This window comes from Devosia rhodophyticola (genome assembly GCF_028816475.1).
Taxonomy (GTDB): Bacteria; Pseudomonadota; Alphaproteobacteria; order Rhizobiales; family Devosiaceae; genus Devosia; species Devosia rhodophyticola.
In genome coordinates, this window is record NZ_CP118247.1 from 945,657 (window position 1) to 962,011 (window position 16,355).

The 16,355-nt window shown below is 57.3% G+C and carries 17 protein-coding genes and 1 pseudogene; 12 read left to right on the plus strand and 6 right to left on the minus strand.

Going from position 1 to position 16,355, the window contains the following annotated elements; translation table 11 throughout:
- Nucleotides 1–176: 176 nt before the first annotated feature.
- Nucleotides 177–1,418 (plus strand): aminopeptidase, encoded by a 1,242-nt coding sequence (locus tag PSQ90_RS04625; protein WP_282212256.1) that lies wholly within the window; start codon nucleotides 177–179, stop codon nucleotides 1,416–1,418.
- Nucleotides 1,419–1,483: 65 nt separating this feature from the next.
- Here PSQ90_RS04625 and PSQ90_RS04630 read toward each other — a convergent pair whose 3' ends face one another.
- Nucleotides 1,484–2,215 (minus strand): SDR family oxidoreductase, encoded by a 732-nt coding sequence (locus tag PSQ90_RS04630; protein WP_407648166.1) that lies wholly within the window; start codon nucleotides 2,213–2,215, stop codon nucleotides 1,484–1,486.
- A 199-nt stretch (nucleotides 2,216–2,414) separates the two neighbouring features.
- Between PSQ90_RS04630 and PSQ90_RS04635 the strand changes: the two genes are divergently transcribed.
- Entirely contained in the window at nucleotides 2,415–3,236 is an 822-nt protein-coding gene (locus PSQ90_RS04635; RefSeq protein ID WP_282212257.1) for an amidohydrolase family protein, read from the plus strand.
- A gap of 106 nt (nucleotides 3,237–3,342) precedes the next feature.
- Nucleotides 3,343–4,200 carry a sugar phosphate isomerase/epimerase family protein gene (locus PSQ90_RS04640; protein ID WP_282212258.1) on the plus strand — a complete coding sequence of 286 codons (858 nt, stop codon included), beginning with the start codon at nucleotides 3,343–3,345 and terminating at the stop codon, nucleotides 4,198–4,200.
- Here the strand turns inward: PSQ90_RS04640 and PSQ90_RS04645 are convergent.
- Nucleotides 4,184–5,560, minus strand: coding sequence for an FAD-containing oxidoreductase (locus PSQ90_RS04645; protein WP_282212259.1), 1,377 nt, complete (start codon nucleotides 5,558–5,560; stop codon nucleotides 4,184–4,186). The two genes, PSQ90_RS04640 and PSQ90_RS04645, sit on opposite strands and share 17 nt — an antisense overlap.
- A gap of 111 nt (nucleotides 5,561–5,671) precedes the next feature.
- Here PSQ90_RS04645 and PSQ90_RS04650 point away from each other — a divergent pair, with 111 nt between their 5' ends.
- The gene (locus PSQ90_RS04650) at nucleotides 5,672–6,595 is read left to right on the plus strand and encodes a pirin family protein (protein WP_282212260.1); all 924 of its coding nucleotides are present in this window, start codon (nucleotides 5,672–5,674) and stop codon (nucleotides 6,593–6,595) included.
- A gap of 4 nt (nucleotides 6,596–6,599) precedes the next feature.
- Here PSQ90_RS04650 and PSQ90_RS04655 read toward each other — a convergent pair whose 3' ends face one another.
- Nucleotides 6,600–7,466, minus strand: coding sequence for an LOG family protein (locus tag PSQ90_RS04655; RefSeq protein ID WP_282212261.1), 867 nt, complete (start codon nucleotides 7,464–7,466; stop codon nucleotides 6,600–6,602).
- Nucleotides 7,467–7,606: 140 nt separating this feature from the next.
- Here PSQ90_RS04655 and dapD point away from each other — a divergent pair, with 140 nt between their 5' ends.
- From dapD to PSQ90_RS04680, 5 genes and pseudogenes are all read left to right on the plus strand, one after another.
- On the plus strand, nucleotides 7,607–8,449 hold the full coding sequence (gene dapD, locus PSQ90_RS04660; protein WP_282212262.1) for a 2,3,4,5-tetrahydropyridine-2,6-dicarboxylate N-succinyltransferase: 843 nt from the start codon (nucleotides 7,607–7,609) through the stop codon (nucleotides 8,447–8,449).
- 92 nt (nucleotides 8,450–8,541) lie between these two features.
- Nucleotides 8,542–8,892 (plus strand): DUF805 domain-containing protein, encoded by a 351-nt coding sequence (locus PSQ90_RS04665; protein ID WP_282212263.1) that lies wholly within the window; start codon nucleotides 8,542–8,544, stop codon nucleotides 8,890–8,892.
- A gap of 24 nt (nucleotides 8,893–8,916) precedes the next feature.
- Nucleotides 8,917–10,073, plus strand: a pseudogene (dapE, locus tag PSQ90_RS04670) (succinyl-diaminopimelate desuccinylase).
- 23 nt (nucleotides 10,074–10,096) lie between these two features.
- Nucleotides 10,097–10,615: a hypothetical protein gene (locus PSQ90_RS04675; protein WP_282212264.1), complete on the plus strand. Its 519-nt coding sequence runs from the start codon at nucleotides 10,097–10,099 to the stop codon at nucleotides 10,613–10,615.
- Between the two features lie 12 nt (nucleotides 10,616–10,627).
- A complete protein-coding gene (locus PSQ90_RS04680) occupies nucleotides 10,628–11,209 on the plus strand; it encodes a hypothetical protein (RefSeq protein ID WP_282212265.1) in 582 nt (193 codons plus the stop codon).
- On the opposite strand, the gene truA is transcribed toward PSQ90_RS04680, so the two are convergent.
- From truA to def, 3 genes are read right to left on the minus strand one after another with little or no spacing between them, the layout of a single operon-like run.
- Nucleotides 11,206–11,943 carry a tRNA pseudouridine(38-40) synthase TruA gene (gene truA / locus PSQ90_RS04685; protein ID WP_282212266.1) on the minus strand — a complete coding sequence of 246 codons (738 nt, stop codon included), beginning with the start codon at nucleotides 11,941–11,943 and terminating at the stop codon, nucleotides 11,206–11,208. The two genes, PSQ90_RS04680 and truA, sit on opposite strands and share 4 nt — an antisense overlap.
- Before the next feature lies 1 nt (nucleotide 11,944).
- Entirely contained in the window at nucleotides 11,945–12,868 is a 924-nt protein-coding gene (gene fmt / locus PSQ90_RS04690; RefSeq protein WP_282212267.1) for a methionyl-tRNA formyltransferase, read from the minus strand.
- 57 nt (nucleotides 12,869–12,925) lie between these two features.
- A complete protein-coding gene (gene def, locus PSQ90_RS04695) occupies nucleotides 12,926–13,441 on the minus strand; it encodes a peptide deformylase (RefSeq protein WP_282212268.1) in 516 nt (171 codons plus the stop codon).
- A gap of 106 nt (nucleotides 13,442–13,547) precedes the next feature.
- Between def and PSQ90_RS04700 the strand changes: the two genes are divergently transcribed.
- The 3 genes from PSQ90_RS04700 (at nucleotide 13,548) to PSQ90_RS04710 (ending at nucleotide 16,342) form a co-directional block, all read left to right on the plus strand.
- Nucleotides 13,548–14,696 carry a DNA recombination protein RmuC gene (locus PSQ90_RS04700; RefSeq protein WP_282212269.1) on the plus strand — a complete coding sequence of 383 codons (1,149 nt, stop codon included), beginning with the start codon at nucleotides 13,548–13,550 and terminating at the stop codon, nucleotides 14,694–14,696.
- A gap of 186 nt (nucleotides 14,697–14,882) precedes the next feature.
- Nucleotides 14,883–15,167, plus strand: a complete 285-nt coding sequence (locus PSQ90_RS04705) for a putative quinol monooxygenase (RefSeq protein ID WP_282212270.1) — start codon at nucleotides 14,883–14,885, stop codon at nucleotides 15,165–15,167.
- 107 nt (nucleotides 15,168–15,274) lie between these two features.
- Complete coding sequence (locus PSQ90_RS04710; protein ID WP_282212271.1) at nucleotides 15,275–16,342, plus strand: DUF4037 domain-containing protein; 1,068 nt, start codon at nucleotides 15,275–15,277, stop codon at nucleotides 16,340–16,342.
- Nucleotides 16,343–16,355 lie beyond the last annotated feature (13 nt).

Consider the following 16,355-nt stretch of genomic DNA (forward strand, 5'->3'; position numbering starts at 1 on the left):
ATCAAGATTTGCAGTTCGCCAATATGGCTGATCACGGCCCGGTCAGTGATGTTGCCCAAGTGCAACAGATTCTCGCCGTCCCAACCAGAGAAATTTGGCGGCAACCCTCGCAATGTGTCCCAAAGCGCATTAGCTTGACGCAGTCCTATCTCGATATATTCATTCGGAATTTCATCATGAGCGCAACGACCCCGATCGATCCCGTCAAACTGGATAAACTCGCCCAGGTGGCCATCAAGGTTGGCCTGCAATTGGCTGAAGGGCAGGATCTGGTGATGACGGCCCCGATGACCGCCGCACCGCTGGTACGCCGGATCACCGAGCATGCCTATAAAGCCGGCGCGGGTCTGGTGACGACGTTTTATTCGGACGAGGAAGCAACGCTGGCCCGTTACAAGCACGCCAACAACGCCAGTTTCGACAAGGCGGCAGGCTGGCTTTACAAGGGCATGGCCGAAGCCTTTTCCAACAATGCGGCCCGGCTGGCGATTGCCGGTGACAACCCAATGATGCTGGCCGGACAGGACACGGACAAGGTGTCGCGCGCCAACCGCGCCAATTCGGCTGCCTACAGGCCGGCGCTGCAAAAGATCACCGGCTTTGACATCAACTGGAACATTGTCTCCTACCCCAGCCCTGCATGGGCAAAACTGGTTTTTCCCAATGATCCTGAAGATATCGCGGTGGGCAAGCTGGCCGATGCTATTTTTGCGGCCAGCCGGGTGGATCAGGACGATCCTATTGCTGCCTGGAAGGCCCACAATGCCAATCTGAAGCAGCGCTGGACATGGCTCAATGAGATGAATTTTGCCTCGCTGCACTATACCGGTCCCGGCACCGATCTGACGATCGGGCTGGCCGACGGTCATCAGTGGAAGGGCGGCGCATCGGAAGCCAAGAACGGGATTACCTGCAATCCAAATATTCCGACCGAGGAAGTTTTTACCACCCCACACAAGCTGCGGGTCGACGGCCATGTTGCCGCCACCAAGCCGCTGTCGCACAATGGCTCGCTGATTGAGGAGATGCAGGCACGCTTCGAGGGTGGGCGGCTTGTTGAACTCAAGGCCAGAAAGGGTCAGGACGTGTTCAACAAGGTTCTGGACACTGACGAAGGTGGGCGTCGCCTGGGCGAAGTGGCGCTGGTGCCGCACTCATCGCCAATATCGGCGTCAGGGCTGTTGTTTTTCAATACGCTTTACGACGAAAACGCGGCCTGCCATATCGCGATGGGCCAGTGCTATGCCGACTGCTTTGTTGGTGGCAAGACCCTGGCCCCCGAGCAGATCGCGGCGCAGGGCGGCAATACCAGCAACATTCACATCGACTGGATGATCGGCTCTGACAAGATCGACATTGATGGGATCAAAGACGATGGGTCCATCGTGCCGGTTTTCCGCAAGGGTGAATGGGCCTGATCGGCGCATAAAAAAACCCTCCCCGACTGGGGAGGGTGAGTGCCAACCGAAGTTGGACAGGAAGATCAGCCGGTCCAGCCACCGTCAATGACGTGAACCTGACCTGTGGTGTAGCCGGCCCCGGCAAGATAGACCGCGAGGTCGGCGATTTCCTCAGGCCGACCGATGCGGCCGATTGGCTGGCGCGCAATAAAAGCGGCCTTGGCTTTCTCGAAATCGCCCGTATCTTCCCAGCGTTGATGTAGCGACGGGCTATCGACGGTGCCCGGCGCGATGGCGTTGCAGCGAATGCCTTTATCAACATAATCGGCCGCGACGGCTTTGGTCAGGCCGACAACTGCCGCCTTGGTTGCTGTGTAGACAAACCTGTTCGGAATTCCCTTAACCGACGAGGCGACCGAAGACACATTGATGATATCGCCGTCGCCGCGCTCAAGCATCTGCGGCAATACCGCCTTGATGGTGCGCACCTGAGATTTGACGTTCAGATCGAAAGCAAAATCAAGGTCCTCGTCCGTGCTTTCGAGAATATTGCCGCTGTGAACAACGCCAGCGCAATTGAACAGAATATCGATGCGGCCGATTTCGGCGACGGCTTTGTTCACCGCTTCGCTTGAGAGCACATCGAGCACGCGGGTGGTGACATTTGGTGTGCCGTCAAGTTCGGCCAGCTTTTCGGCATTGATATCAGTGGCAATGACCCTGGCGCCGGCTGCCACGAAAGCGTGGACCGAGGCCAGGCCGATGCCCTGCGCCGCAGCCGTGATCAATACGATTTTTCCATTTAGTTGTGACATTATAAGCCTTTGACAATCTTGACGCAGTGAAAAAGTCGCGCCACTTTCGAAATCTTTCGCTAACATGTTAGCAGCAAAGTGGTCGGAGTCTACTGGCAAAAGGGCGTATGAAGGCCCTTGCAAAGATTTTAACGTTGGCGGTTTCGAGCTAGCTGCCTAACATCACACCATATTCTGATTCAACGAAGGGCCATACAGCATGCGCATTCTCGATACTCATCTGCACCTGGTCTATCCTGAACGCCATAGCTACCCCTGGCTTGCCAACGCGCCAAAGCTGAACAAACCCTGGAGCGTTGAAAGCTATTTCGCCGAGGCCTTGCCGCTGGGGATCGAGTCGGCGCTGCACATGGAAGTGGATGTCGCCGAGACCGATCAGTTGGCCGAAACTGAGTTTGTGCTCGGTCTACCCCGGATTGCCGGGGCGATTGCGGGATGCCGGCCCGAGAGCATGGGGTTTGTGGATCAAATTGAGCAGTTGAGCGAGCACGCCCACGTCAAGGGCGTTCGCCGCGTGCTGCATGTGATGCCAGACGATACGTCACAATCCGATCTGTTCATTGAAAATATTCGCCACCTGCCCGACTATGATCTGAGCTTTGATTTGTGCCTGCGCGCCGACCAATTGCCGCTGGGTACCGAGCTGATCCAGAAGGCGCCTGATGTGCACTTTATTCTGGATCATTGCGGCGTGCCCAATGTGGCGGCCCAGGAGCTTGATCCGTGGCGGGGCTACATTACCGAAATGGCGCGCATGCCCAATGTGGCGGCCAAGATTTCAGGCGTTGTAGCTTATGCCAAACCCGACTGGGTGGTGGATGATTTACGTCCGTTTGTTGAACAAATCATCGAAAGTTTTGGCTGGGATCGGGTCGTTTGGGGATCGGACCATCCTGTGTGCACGCAGACCGCCAATGTGACGCGGTGGGTCGAGGCGACCCATACGTTGATCAAAGGCGCGAGTGAGGATGAAAAAGCCAAGCTGCTGCACCGGAACGCCGAACGCATCTATCGGGTTTAGTCGGGGCGCTTAATTTTAACCGGACAAGCAGTGCGCATCCTGTCGCCTTGAAAGGGGCGGCAGGCCGTTGCATTGTCACATTCACAATAGCCAGGATCTAGAGACCATGAGTACTGCAAACCCAGCCGACCGGATCGCCATTTCAACCTGGTCGCTGCATCGGATGATGGGCACGACCTATCCCCACGATCTGGATAGTCTTGCTATCACCTCGGCGCAGGAAACCTATGGCGAAGTCAATGAATCGCTGCTCGATATACCCTCAGCCATCGCCAACCACGGCATCAACAGGCTTGAAATCTGCTCGTTCCACCTGCCCAGCCGGGACCCGGTCTATCTGGGTGAACTGCGCGATGCACTGGCCCGCGTCGATGTGCAATTGCAGACCCTTTTAATTGAAGCGGGCGATATTTCGGACGCGGCAACCAGTCAACGCGATACCGACTGGATCGCCCATTGGGTCGAAACCGCCAATATTCTGGGGGCCAAGCACGCCCGCGTTATTGCCGGCAAGCAAAAGCCCAGCCTTGAGGCGCTTGATCTTTCAGCCAAAGCGTTGGCCAGTCTGGCCGATCGCAATGCGGGTGGCACGACCCGGCTGGTGGTCGAAAACTGGTTCGATCTGTTGCCAAAGCCTGCGCAGGTCAACGATCTGCTGGATCGGCTTGATGGTCGGGTGGGGCTCAATGCTGATTTTGGCAATTGGAGCGGGCCCAACAAATATGCCGACCTGAGCGCGATTTTTGGCCGCGCCGAACTGTGCCACGCCAAGGCAAGCTTTAAGGACGGGCAGATGGATGAAGGCGACTATGCCCAGTGTCTGTCGGCGGCTGAAGAGGCCGGTTATGCCGGCCCCTATACGCTGATTTTTGATGCCGAAACGCCCAGTGAATGGGACGGCATTGCCATTGAAAAGACATTTGTTGAAGAGCAGTTGACGCTGGCGGCTACTCCAGCGGAGTGAGCGTGCCCAGAAGAGTTGGGATCAACTCGCTGACCGTTGGGTGAATATGGACGGCATGCTGCATGACGGTATAGGGCTGCTTGCCCGCCATCAATTGCAGCAGGCCGTGAATGACCTCATCGCCTTCGATGCCAAGAAAGGCGCCGCCCAAGACCTGTTTGGTTTCAGCATCGACCAGCACCTTGAGCAGGCCCTGCGTTTCGCTGCGTTCGCGGGCGCGGGCGACCTTGGCCATGGGCATGGTGGCCATCAGGGCCGGTTTGCCGCTCTTGCGCACGTCGGTTTCGCTCATGCCGATGCGCCCCAATGGCGGGTCGATAAACAGGGCATAAATCGGGATGCGGACGCCAATATCACGGTTACCATCTTCGAGCAGATTGTCCGCGACAATTTCAAAGTCATTGTATGAGGTATGGGTGAAGGCGCCGCGACCGTTAACGTCGCCCATGGCCCAGATGCCGGGCACATTGGTGCGCAAATGATCGTCAACTTCTATGAAGCCGCGCCGATTGGTAGCGATACCCGCCGCGATCAGGTTGAGCGCCTCGGTATTTGGCAGGCGGCCAGTGGCAATCAGCAAGTGCGAGCCGCTCAGCTTTTGGGACTTGCCGGCGACCTTGAGGACAATCTCGACGCCGTTTTCTGATTTCGACAATTTTACGCCGCTGGTGTTGAATAGGAACTGGATGCCCTCAGCTTCAAGGATTTCACGCACCGCCTCGGATATATCGTCGTCCTCGCGCGCAATCGGGCGGTCGCCGTTGCTGAAGACTGTGACCCTGGCGCCGAAACGGGCATACATCTGGGCAAATTCGAGCCCGACATAGCTGGCCCCGGCAATGATCAGATGATCCGGCACGACATCGAGGTCCATCATCGAGGTGTTGTCGAGATAGGTTATCTCGGAGAGGCCGGGCCAATCGGGAACGGCGGGGCGTCCACCGCTGTTGATGAATATTTTCGGCGCCGTCAGGGTCTTGCCGTTGACGCTGACCTCGTTGGCGGACAAAAAACCGGCTTCGCCCCAAAAAAGCGTCAGATTATCGAGATTGCCGAGCCAGTCGGTCAAGCTGGAAACGGAGGCGCCGACGATTGTGTCTTTCCGGGCCTTTACCGCCTTCATGTCGACGGTGACATTGCCCGCGTTAACGCCAAAATCGGCAGCGCGGCGGGCCATGTGAGCGGCGCGAGCGCTGGCAACCAGTGATTTTGTGGGCGTGCAGCCATCATTGACGCAGGTGCCGCCCAGATGCTCGCGCTCGATCAGTGCGACCTTTGAGCCTGCTTCAGCCATTTTGGCGGCGAGGAAGGGACCAGACTGGCCTGCCCCGATTATGATGGCGTCAAATTGCTGGCTCATAAAGTACCTCGGCTATCGTTTGAGTGACTGATGTCTTGTTTGGTATTAACGTTGATCGAGCCATTTGGTCGGCTTTGAGTGCAATTTGTTTCACCAACCAAGAGAACGCAAATGACCTGGTTGCCATCCAATGATCCGATATTGGGCGATGCGCAGTCGTGCGAGGCGCTGGAATTGGTGGTGGTGCCGCGCACGCGCGACCTTGGCAATTTTCCGGTTCGGCGGGCGCTGCCGCACGGGAAAAGGCAAATGGTTGGCCCGTTCATTTTCTTTGACCATTTCGGCCCGGTGCAGTTCATTTCCGGACAGGGCATGGATATCAAACCGCATCCCCATATCGGGCTGTCGACTGTCACCTATCTGTTCGATGGCAAAATCACCCATCGCGACAGCGAGGGCAATGTGCAGGAAATCCAACCGGGCGCGATGAATTTGATGACCGCGGGGCGGGGTATTACCCATTCGGAACGGACGCCCGATGTCGAGCGGAGCGTGGGGCAAAAAATGCTTGGGCTGCAAAGCTGGATCGCCCTGCCTGAAGGGCGAGAGGAGATTGATCCCTCGTTCCAGCATTTTGGCGCGGAAGCCTTGCCGACGGTGACCGATGCCGGGTTGAGCGCCCGGATCATTGCGGGCAGCGCCTTTGGTAAATCGGCCAAGGTCGACATGGTATCTGACTGGTTTTATGTCGAGGTAACACTGGCGGCCGGCAACAGTGCGCCGCTTGATGCCGATCACGAGGAGCGCGCCATCTATATTGTGGATGGCGAGATAGATATTGCGGGGGATGTCTTTGAAGGGCCGCGGCTTCTGGTTTTTCGCCCCGGCGACAAGATTAGTGTGACGGCGGTTCGGCCCAGCCGCATGATGTTTCTGGGTGGTACGGCCCTGGGTGGGCCGCGCTATATCTGGTGGAACTTTGTTTCCTCAAGCAAGGAGCGGATCGAGCAGGCCAAGGAGGACTGGAAAAACGCCCGGTTCGGCGCGGTACCTGACGAGACCGAGTTTATTCCCCTGCCCGAAAAATCCTTTTAGTGCCCTATTCGGCGCGCCACCCGGGTATTTTGCCGACATCGGGCAGGCCATAGAACTTGCGCACCACGTCCCAGCCTTCTTCAGCGCTGTCGACGATGGTGAAAAGATCTGGATCGGTTGGCGCAATGGTGCCGGCGGCGGCGAGCGCATCGAAATTGATGACCTTGCCCCAAAACTCTGCGCCGAACAGCAGCAGCGGCACAGGCTCCATGCGGCCGGTCTGGATCAGGGTCAGGGTTTCGAAAAATTCGTCCATGGTGCCAAAGCCGCCGGGGAAGACGGCAACCGCCTTGGCGCGCAGCAGGAAATGAATCTTGCGGGTGGCAAAATAGTGAAAATTAAAGCTGAGATCGGGCGTCACATAGTGATTGGGCGCCTGCTCATGGGCCAAAACGATATTGAGGCCGATCGACTGGGCGCCAACATCGACCGCGCCGCGATTGCCCGCCTCCATGACACCGGGTCCGCCGCCGGTCACGACCACAAATTCGCGACTGTCCTGGGCGAGCGAAGTTAGCGAGGCAAATTGGGCGAAACGGCGGGCCTCGTCATAATAGATCGAAGCCTTTTCCAGATTGGCCTTTTGGGTATCGTTGCGCGCCGCCCAGGCGGGCTTTCCGGGCTCTGGAATACGTGCGCCGCCAAAGAGCACGACAGTGGAATTGATCCCATGCTCGCTCAAGCGCATTTCGGTCTTGGTATATTCAAGCTGAAAGCGAATGCCGCGGGTCTCCTCGGCAGTCATGAACTCTTCGTCGGAAAAAGCCAGACGATAGGCCGACGATTCTGTCTGGGGGGTCTGGGGCGCGCGCTTGGCGGCATCGACGTCCTGCGCGGACGTCCGCAGGGGCGTGTGGCGGCGTTTGGCCATATATGGCTCTCCTCGGATTTGGCGCCATGGTGGCATTGTGACAGTTAAGGATGAGTTTGGGCGTACTTCTAGTGATTGACACCGCAAGGCGCCTCGCTATGGTCCCGGCCAAACTGTGTTTGCCCCAAGGATTGCCCCGCATGTCTCACGCCGATCTCGCCAATACAATTGATACAGCCTTCGAAAACCGCAATGAGATCAATTTTTCGACCACTGGTGTCGTGCGCGAAGCGGTCAATGACGCGTTGGCAATGCTCGATAGTGGCAAGGCACGGGTGGCCGAAAAGATCGACGGGCAGTGGCAGGTCAATCAATGGCTGAAAAAAGCGGTGCTTCTGTCGTTCCGGCTCAATGACAACAAGATGATCGAGGGCGCGCCGGGCAGATCGTCGTTCTGGGACAAGGTGCCGACCAAGTTTGAAGGCTGGAGCGAAACCGATTTCCGCAATGGCGGGTTCCGGGCTGTACCGGGCGCGGTGGTGCGCCATTCGGCCCATATCAGCAAGGGTGTCGTTTTGATGCCCAGCTTTGTCAATCTCGGCGCCTATGTGGGCGAAGGCACGATGGTCGATACTTGGGTGACCGTTGGTTCCTGCGCGCAAATCGGCAAGAATGTGCATATTTCGGGCGGCGTCGGCATTGGCGGGGTGCTGGAACCCTTGCAGGCCGGTCCGGTGATCATTGAGGACAATTGCTTTATCGGGGCGCGCTCGGAAGTGGTCGAAGGTGTGGTCGTGGGCGAAGGTGCGGTTATTTCGATGGGCGTTTTCATTGGCGCGTCCACCAAGATCGTCGACCGGGCGACCGGTGAGATCCACATCGGCAAGGTGCCTCCCTATTCGGTGGTTGTTTCAGGCAATCTACCCGGCAGGCCGCTGCCGAACGGGCAGCCCGGTCCATCACTCTATTGTGCGGTGATCGTCAAAACGGTTGATGCGCAGACCCGTTCCAAGACTGGGATCAATGATCTGTTGCGCGATTAACAAGTCCCTGGCCTAAATTGAATGGCCATCTGGCCGGATATGCTTTGGCGCACTAGAGTTTGAGTCGGGCACTATCCGTGCAGGAGGGACAAATGGATTTCAATCAGGACTGGAAGTATCTGTTTACGAGTTTTGAGGGACGTATCAATCGTGCGCCCTTCTGGGCAGGCGTTGTCGTTCTGTTTTTGGTTAGTCTGGTGGTGACCTTCGTGCTCGGGCTGTTGCACCTTAGTTTTCTGGGCAATTTGTTCGCCCTCGTGATGGTTTATCCGGGGGTTGCGCTTTATGCCAAGCGTTGGCACGACCGCTCGAAGTCGGGCTGGTGGTCGCTGGTAATGCTCATTCCGCTGCTGGGTCTGATTTATGCGATCTATGAGATCGGCATTCAGGAAGGGGTTCCTGAAGACAATCAATATGGGTCCAACCCATTGGCGCGCGCCTAGCATTGGGCAGGAAACGGACGGGACATGGTTGCCGACATCGGGGATGATCCCGTCCAATTGCTATCAAACTTGATTGCCTGCGCTTCGGTGACGCCGGAGGAAGCGGGCGCGCTTGGCGTGCTGGAAACAACACTGGTCGCGCTCGGGTTCAGGGTTGAGCGGATCAGGTTTGAGGGCGATGGCTCCTACCCCGTCGACAATCTGTTCGCGACGCGCGGCAATGGCGGCAAGCGCCTGCTGTTTGCCGGGCATACCGATGTAGTGCCGCCCGGCGCGTTAGAGAGTTGGAGCGCTGACCCGTTCGTGCCCCGGATCGCTGATGGCAAGATATATGGGCGTGGTGCGGCGGACATGAAGAGCGGTATCGCAGCCTTTGTTGCAGCGCTCGCCAAAATTCCAGTCGACGCCGGCACCATCGCACTGGCCATTACCAACGACGAAGAGGCCGACGCCATCAACGGGACGGCCAAGCTGATGGCATGGGCGCGCGACAATGGCCATGAATTTGATTTTGCCATTGTGGGCGAGCCCAGTTCGACGGCTCATTTGGGCGACAGTATCAAGATCGGGCGGCGCGGCTCCTTTTCGGGCCGGGTCAGGGTTCAGGGCGTTCAAGGCCATGTGGCCTATCCGGAAAAGGCCCAAAACCCACTGCCGATATTGGCATCAGTCGTGGGGGCGCTCAGCGGCAGGCAGATCGACAATGGCACCCCCCATTTTCCGGCCAGCAATCTTGAGTTCACCTCAATCGACGTCGGCAATCCAACCAGCAATGTCATCCCGGCCAGTGGGGAGGCCCGGTTCAACATTCGCTATAACGATCTTTGGACACCGCAGACATTGCGCAACTGGGTGACGACGCAGATCGGCGATATCGACGCGCATGGCTGCACAATCGACTTTGAATTGGCGGCCACGCCTTCGCGCTCGTTCCTTTCGCCTATCGGGGGGAAGTGGAAAGTCTGCGCGACGCGATATTTTCGGTTACGGGACGACGTCCAGAATTATCCACCGGCGGTGGAACATCCGACGCGCGTTTTATCGCCCACTATTGTGCCGTGGTCGAATGTGGCCTTGTTGGCAGCTCGATGCACAAGAGCGACGAACATGTCGCCATTGCCGATGTCACCGGACTGCGCGATATTTATGCGGCATTCATCAACCGTTATTTTGGCCTTTAGGCATGAGGATATGGCGGGCACTGGTGGGCGCGTCGCGAGGATGGCTTGGCATTATCCAGGGTCAGAAAAATTGGCGCCAACATTTCCGATTGTCGGTTGCCGGGTTGCTTACGGCGCTGATCATATTCGGGCTGGTGGCTCTGATGGTAACGCTTTTGAGCACCATGGGCGAAGCCATTTCAGAAACGTCGATTGCAGGCAGCGTCCTGGTTGAATGCTCAGGATTGCTGGCATTGGTCGTGACCATCGTGGGCGTACGGTTGCTGGGTCGACGCGATTTGCAGCCGCTGACAATGATCATTCCCGGAATATATGCGGTCACCGCCTATGTCCTGTTGCGTTCAATATTTGCCGCCATTAGCGGGCCGTTGGCGGGTCTTGCCCTGTTTGGGCTTGGATTTTTGCTCTACGGATTGGCGCGCCAGGCAGCCAGACTGAACCTTATCGGGGCGGTTGCATTTGCAGTTTTAACGCTTGGCCTGCTTGTGGCAATGCCTGCAAGCCTTTACATGCTCACTATTCCTGCCCATTCGTCCATCTGATCGGTTTATTCAGTGCCCCAATCGCCAACCACCTTTCTTGAAGAAGCAAAAGACGCCGCGCACGGCGTTTATGCGTTGCTGACCGGGGACCGGGCGGCGGCCCGCTTTTTTGACCTGACGCTGGGCGGGCTGGTGGGCAGCTTTGCCATGGTCCTGATAGCGGTGACGCTGGCCAGCTTTGCGCCGCTGCCATTTGATGTCGAGTCGGCGGCACCACCAACGCCAACGCTTGATATCATTTTGAGCCTAATGGCCTATGGGATTCAGGCGGGTGCCGCATATGGGTTTTTCAACCTGATCGGGCGGCTGGATGGGTTTATCCCTTATCTGGTTGCCAGCAACTGGGTGACCTTTTTCAGCGCCATTGCGCTTCAGGTTGCCTTTGCCGTCGTGGGCATGGGGATTGCCATTCCCGGCCTGATCCTGCTGCTGGCCATTCTGATTGGCAGCCTGATCCTGTTCGTCAATGTCGCCCGGTTCATCGCTACCCTCAAGCCATCGCAGATCGTAATGCTGCTGGTGGTTGATGGTATTGCGCTATTTATCGGGCTGGCATTGTTGTCGGTGTTCATTCCGACCCCGGTCGCCAGCTAATAAATGACGTGGGTCAGATAGAGCCCGTCAGGTGGTGCCAGCGCGCCGCAGCGGCTGCGTTGGGCCGCATCGAGCGCCGCGCGAAAATCCTGTGGCGTCCATTTTCGCTGCCCGACCAGCTTGAGTGAGCCGACCATCGAGCGAACCTGATGGTGCAGGAAACTGCGGGCCCTGGCGGTAATCACAATGTGATCCAACTCGCGCCGCACCGAAAAATGATCGAGCGATTTAAGCGGTGATCTGGACTGGCAGGCCGCCGCGCGGAAAGTGGTAAAATCGTGTGTGCCCAAAATCAATTGTGCAGCGGCGTGCATTTTTTCGGCATCAAGCGGCACCGGTACGTGCCACACGTGGTGGCGTTCCAATGCCGCCGGTGCGCGCCGATTGAGAATGCGATATTCATAGTGGCGCGCCAGCGCTGAAAAGCGGGCCTCAAAGGTGTCGGGAACCGCTTCAGCGAGCAGAATGGAGACCGGATGGCGGCGCAGATGGTGATTGATCGCTTCGCGAATGCGGAACGGGTCCCACTCGCGGTTCAGATCGAAATGGACGACCTGCCCCAATGCGTGCACACCGGTATCCGTGCGCCCAGCCGCCTGGGTGTTGACAGTTTCGCCTGAAAACGCGGCAATTGCGGTTTCCAGTTCCTGTTGTACCGAGGGCTGCTCGATCTGGCGTTGCCAACCACAAAAGGGCGTGCCGTCATATTCGATAATGAGCTTATAGCGGGGCATCTCAATTCACGGCTACAGGCAATTGCCCGGTGCCGCGCAGGAAGGTGGCCGCGTCCATGGCCGATTTGCCTTCGCGCTGCACCTGCATGAGGCGCACGGCGCCAGAGCCGCAGGCGATTGTCAATTCACCGTGCAGCACTGTTCCGGGCGCTCCATTGCCGTTAGCCAGGGTCGAGCGCAGGGCCTTGACGCGTACGTGCTTGCTGGCAAGTTCGATTTCGAACCAGGCACCGGGAAACGGCGACAGGCCGCGAATGTGGTTATGGACATCGTGGGCTGGACGCGACCAGTCGATACGCGCTTCGGCCTTTTCGATTTTTTTGGCATAAAGCGCACCGGTTTCCGGTTGGGGGGTAAATTCCAGGCTGCCGCGCTCGAGCGCTGCCAGCGCCCGGCCCATCAAGTCGGCGCCGGTGCGCATCATGATGTCGTGCAATTCGCCCGCTGTCATATCGGGCCCGATAGCCATTTCGTCGGCCAGCCCGATGGCGCCGGTATCGAGCCCTTCGTCCATCTGCATGACCATGACGCCAGTGCGCGCATCACCTGCCATGATGGCGCGCTGAATGGGGGCGGCACCGCGCCAGCGCGGCAAGAGCGACCCGTGCAAATTGAGGCAACCGTGGGCCGGCGCATTCAACACTTGTTTGGGCAACAAGAGGCCATAGGCAACGACAATGGCCACATCTGCATCGTGGGCTGCAAATTCGGCCTGCTCACCGGCGCCCTTGAGCGATTTTGGCGTATAGATGGGGATGCCGAAATTTTCGGCAGCCAAATGAATGGGCGACTTGCGCTCGGCCTGTCCGCGTCCAGCGGGCTTGGGTGCGCGGGTATAGACCGCGACGACCTCATGACCGGCGGCAACAATTTCGGTCAGTGTGGGCACGGAAAAATCGGGCGTACCCATGAATATGACGCGCATGACGGCTGGCTCCTGGCATGCCCATCGCAAAGGCATCAATATGGTGGGTAGATTGGCTTAACCGGCGGCGCGTTTGGCGGCCTTGTCAAATTTCTTGATCACTCGGTCGCGTTTGAGGCGAGACAGATAATCGATATAGAGCACGCCATCGAGGTGATCGAGTTCGTGCTGGACGCAGACGGCTAGACGTTCAGTCGCGGCCAGATCGACAGTTTTGCCATCAAGGTCGGTATAGCGCACGGTGACGGCGGCCGGGCGCTCAACATCGTAATAGAGTTCGGGGATCGACAGGCAGCCTTCTTCGGTGACTACCGTCTCGTCGGAAAGCTTGAGAATTTCGGGATTGATCAACACCAGTGGAGCGGCGGGTTCGTCTTCCTTGGCCAGATCCATGACGACGACGCGGCGCAAGACGCCGATCTGGGGCGCGGCCAAACCAATGCCGGGCGCATCATACATGGTTTCAAGCATGTCACTGACCAAAGCCTTGATATCATCATCGACCGCAACCACTGGATCGGCAACGGCGCGCAACCGGGCATCGGGAATAACGAGAATGGGGCGAATGGCCATGGAAGACTTGTCCTTTGCAAAGCTTGCCCTTCGATATGGTATTTTCCGCGTCGCGGTCAACCATCTGGAACATTCAAGGAACGCGCGAATCGGCTAGAGTGCGCCAATGGACACAATAGTTTTTTCTCTCGGTCAGTTCCCGATCAGCATCATGGTGCTGGCGATTTCCGGCTTTGCCCTTATCACTGTTTTGCTGGCGGGACTGCTGATCAGCGCCTGGCGCACCGGCAGAGATCGTGCGGCCGAGGTTGAGGCGGCGACCCAGCGCGGTGCTGAAACCGAGAAGCATCTCGCTGATCTCATGCGTATTCAGTCCGAAATGACGGGACGCATGCAGACGATGTCGGAAATTTTTGGCTCGCGCACATCGGATCTGGCGCGGGTGGTCAATGAACGATTGGACAGTACCAGCCAGCGAGTCGGGCAAGCGCTGCAGGAAACGCGCGCCAAGACCGATGAGGGGTTGAACAAACTGCATGAGCGGCTGGCGGTGATCGACCGGGCGCAATCGACGATGACGTCGCTCTCGGGCGAGATCGTCTCACTGCAATCAATATTGGCCAACAAGCAGACACGTGGCGCGTTTGGGCAGGGGCGGATGGAGGCGATCATTGCTGATGGGCTTGCGCCCAACGCCTATTCGTTTCAGGCAACGCTGTCCAATGGCAAGCGGCCCGACTGTCTGGTGCTGATGCCCAATGAAGGGCCATCGCTGGTGATCGACGCGAAATTTCCGCTCGAAAGCTGGCAACGCATCAATGAAGCGGTTTCTCCTGATGAGATTAGGCAGGCAAGCAGCCAGTTCAAGGCCGATATTGACGTGCATGTGCGCGCCATTGCCGAAAAATATCTGATCAATGGCGAGACGCAGGACACGGCGTTCATGTTCGTGCCCTCGGAATCGATTTTTGCCGATATCCATGAAAAATTCGAGGATGTTGTGCAAAAGGCCGTGCGGCAGCGGGTGGTGATCGTGTCACCGGCGCTATTGATGCTGTCGATCCAGGTCATACAGGCCTTGTTGCGCGATGTACGGATGCGCGAGCAGGCGCATCTAATCCAGAAGGAAGTGCGTGATCTGTTGGCCGATGTGGGGCGGCTCGACGATAGGGTTAATAAATTGCAGACCCATTTCACTCAAGCCAACAAGGATATTGGCGATATTCTGATTTCAACCAGCAAGGTCACCAAGCGCAGCGAGCGCATCGATCAGATGGATTTTGAAGAAGAACGCGCGCGACTGGCGGGGGAATGATGTGGCGCTGGAGCGTACGCTGTGCGGTTATAGAGGGCTAATGCGCGCAATGTGGCTGACCCGACTGTTGCGTCGTTCGGTCACTAAAATTGAAAGGTCCGCGACATGGCGCATAGAACTTGATTTGTACATCAAGAGTCCATCACGCAGTATGAACCAGAGTGGCATTCGTGAGCGGGAGTTGAAATGGTCATCATCTCAGGAACAATCACATTGCATCCTGGCCAACGCGAGGCCTTCTTAATGGCCTCTCGTACAGCTATTGAAGCGGCGCGCCAAGTTGAGGGATGTAACTGGTTCGTCGTGTCTGCCGATCCTATAGATCCCGACATCGCGAATGTTTATGAGGAATGGGCGTCCGAAGCGGAACTGCAGTCGTTTCGCAATGAAGGTCCATCCGAGGACATGCAACGCTTGATTGCTACAGCAAATGTTCAACGCCATTTCGTGGCAAAAAGCGCCCCCGCCTGAGGAGAATCGGGACGAAAAAATTTGAGTTTTGCGTTGGCTATCTCCTGTTTGTCCGTTAGCGCGGCGGTGTTGTAATTGTCGTGGCACAAAGGTAGCGGGAAGGCGCGATGCAGGGGATCGAATTATCACGAGGTTTCTATACTGAAATCGTTAGACCCTGGCTAAGTCAGGTTGCGCCCGAGCTCCGCTATTCCGCTGCATTGATCGGCTATGGATCGGAACTAATTGGCTTTGACGACGAGACCTCCAAAGACCACAATTGGGGACCGCGCGTCCACATATACGTATCTCAGGATAGCTTCCGCAACGATGCGCGGTGGCTTGTAGCTGAATTTTCAAAGTCCGCACCAGCTAGCTATCTTGGAGAGCCTATTGGCTGGCGCAGCCGACCGCACCCGCCAGCGAACGGCGTCGAAGCAGCGGGATCCCCTGGACACGGGCTAGAATTTCACACGCTCGAGGCGCGCTTAGAAGAGCATTTCGCCCTTCGTTCGACGGCAAGCCTCAATGCACGTCAATGGCTCGGCTTTGCCGAGCAGAAGCTACTTGCCTTTACATCGGGTGCTGTGTTCCGTGATGACGATGACCGCCTGGGTCAAGCCCGACATCGTTTGGAATATTTTCCAGATGATGTGTGGCTATACAAAATTGCATGTCAGTGGCGGCGCATCGCTGAAGAGCAGGCATTTGTCGGTCGCGCAGGACAAGTTGGAGACGATCTCGGTTCACGTGTTATTGCCGCGCGGCTCGTGCGAGACGTGATGAGAATGGGGTTCCTTCTCGAGCGACGCTACGCCCCTTATTCAAAGTGGCTCGGTAGCAGCTTTGCCGAGCTCCCGATCGCAAAAACCCTCTCGCCTCACCTTCGGCGTGCCATGCTTTCGAATATGTGGATGGAGCGCGGTGACGCACTCGCTTGTGCTTATCTAGAACTGGCAAATAAGCAGAATTCGATTGGCGTCGCTGACTTTGAGTCAATTGTGGGTGCATACCACGACCGTCCTTTCACCACCATCAACGCTGACGCAGCGGTAGCGGCCGCGCATTCGGCGATAACGGATGCGTGGATAAAAGGACTGCCGATTGTCGGTTCTCTGGATCAAGTCAGCGACCTTACACCCCTGCTTGAAGATGCCAGGCTCTCCCAAAAGATGATGAGTCAGTTGGGTCAATGATCATCTTCGGGTC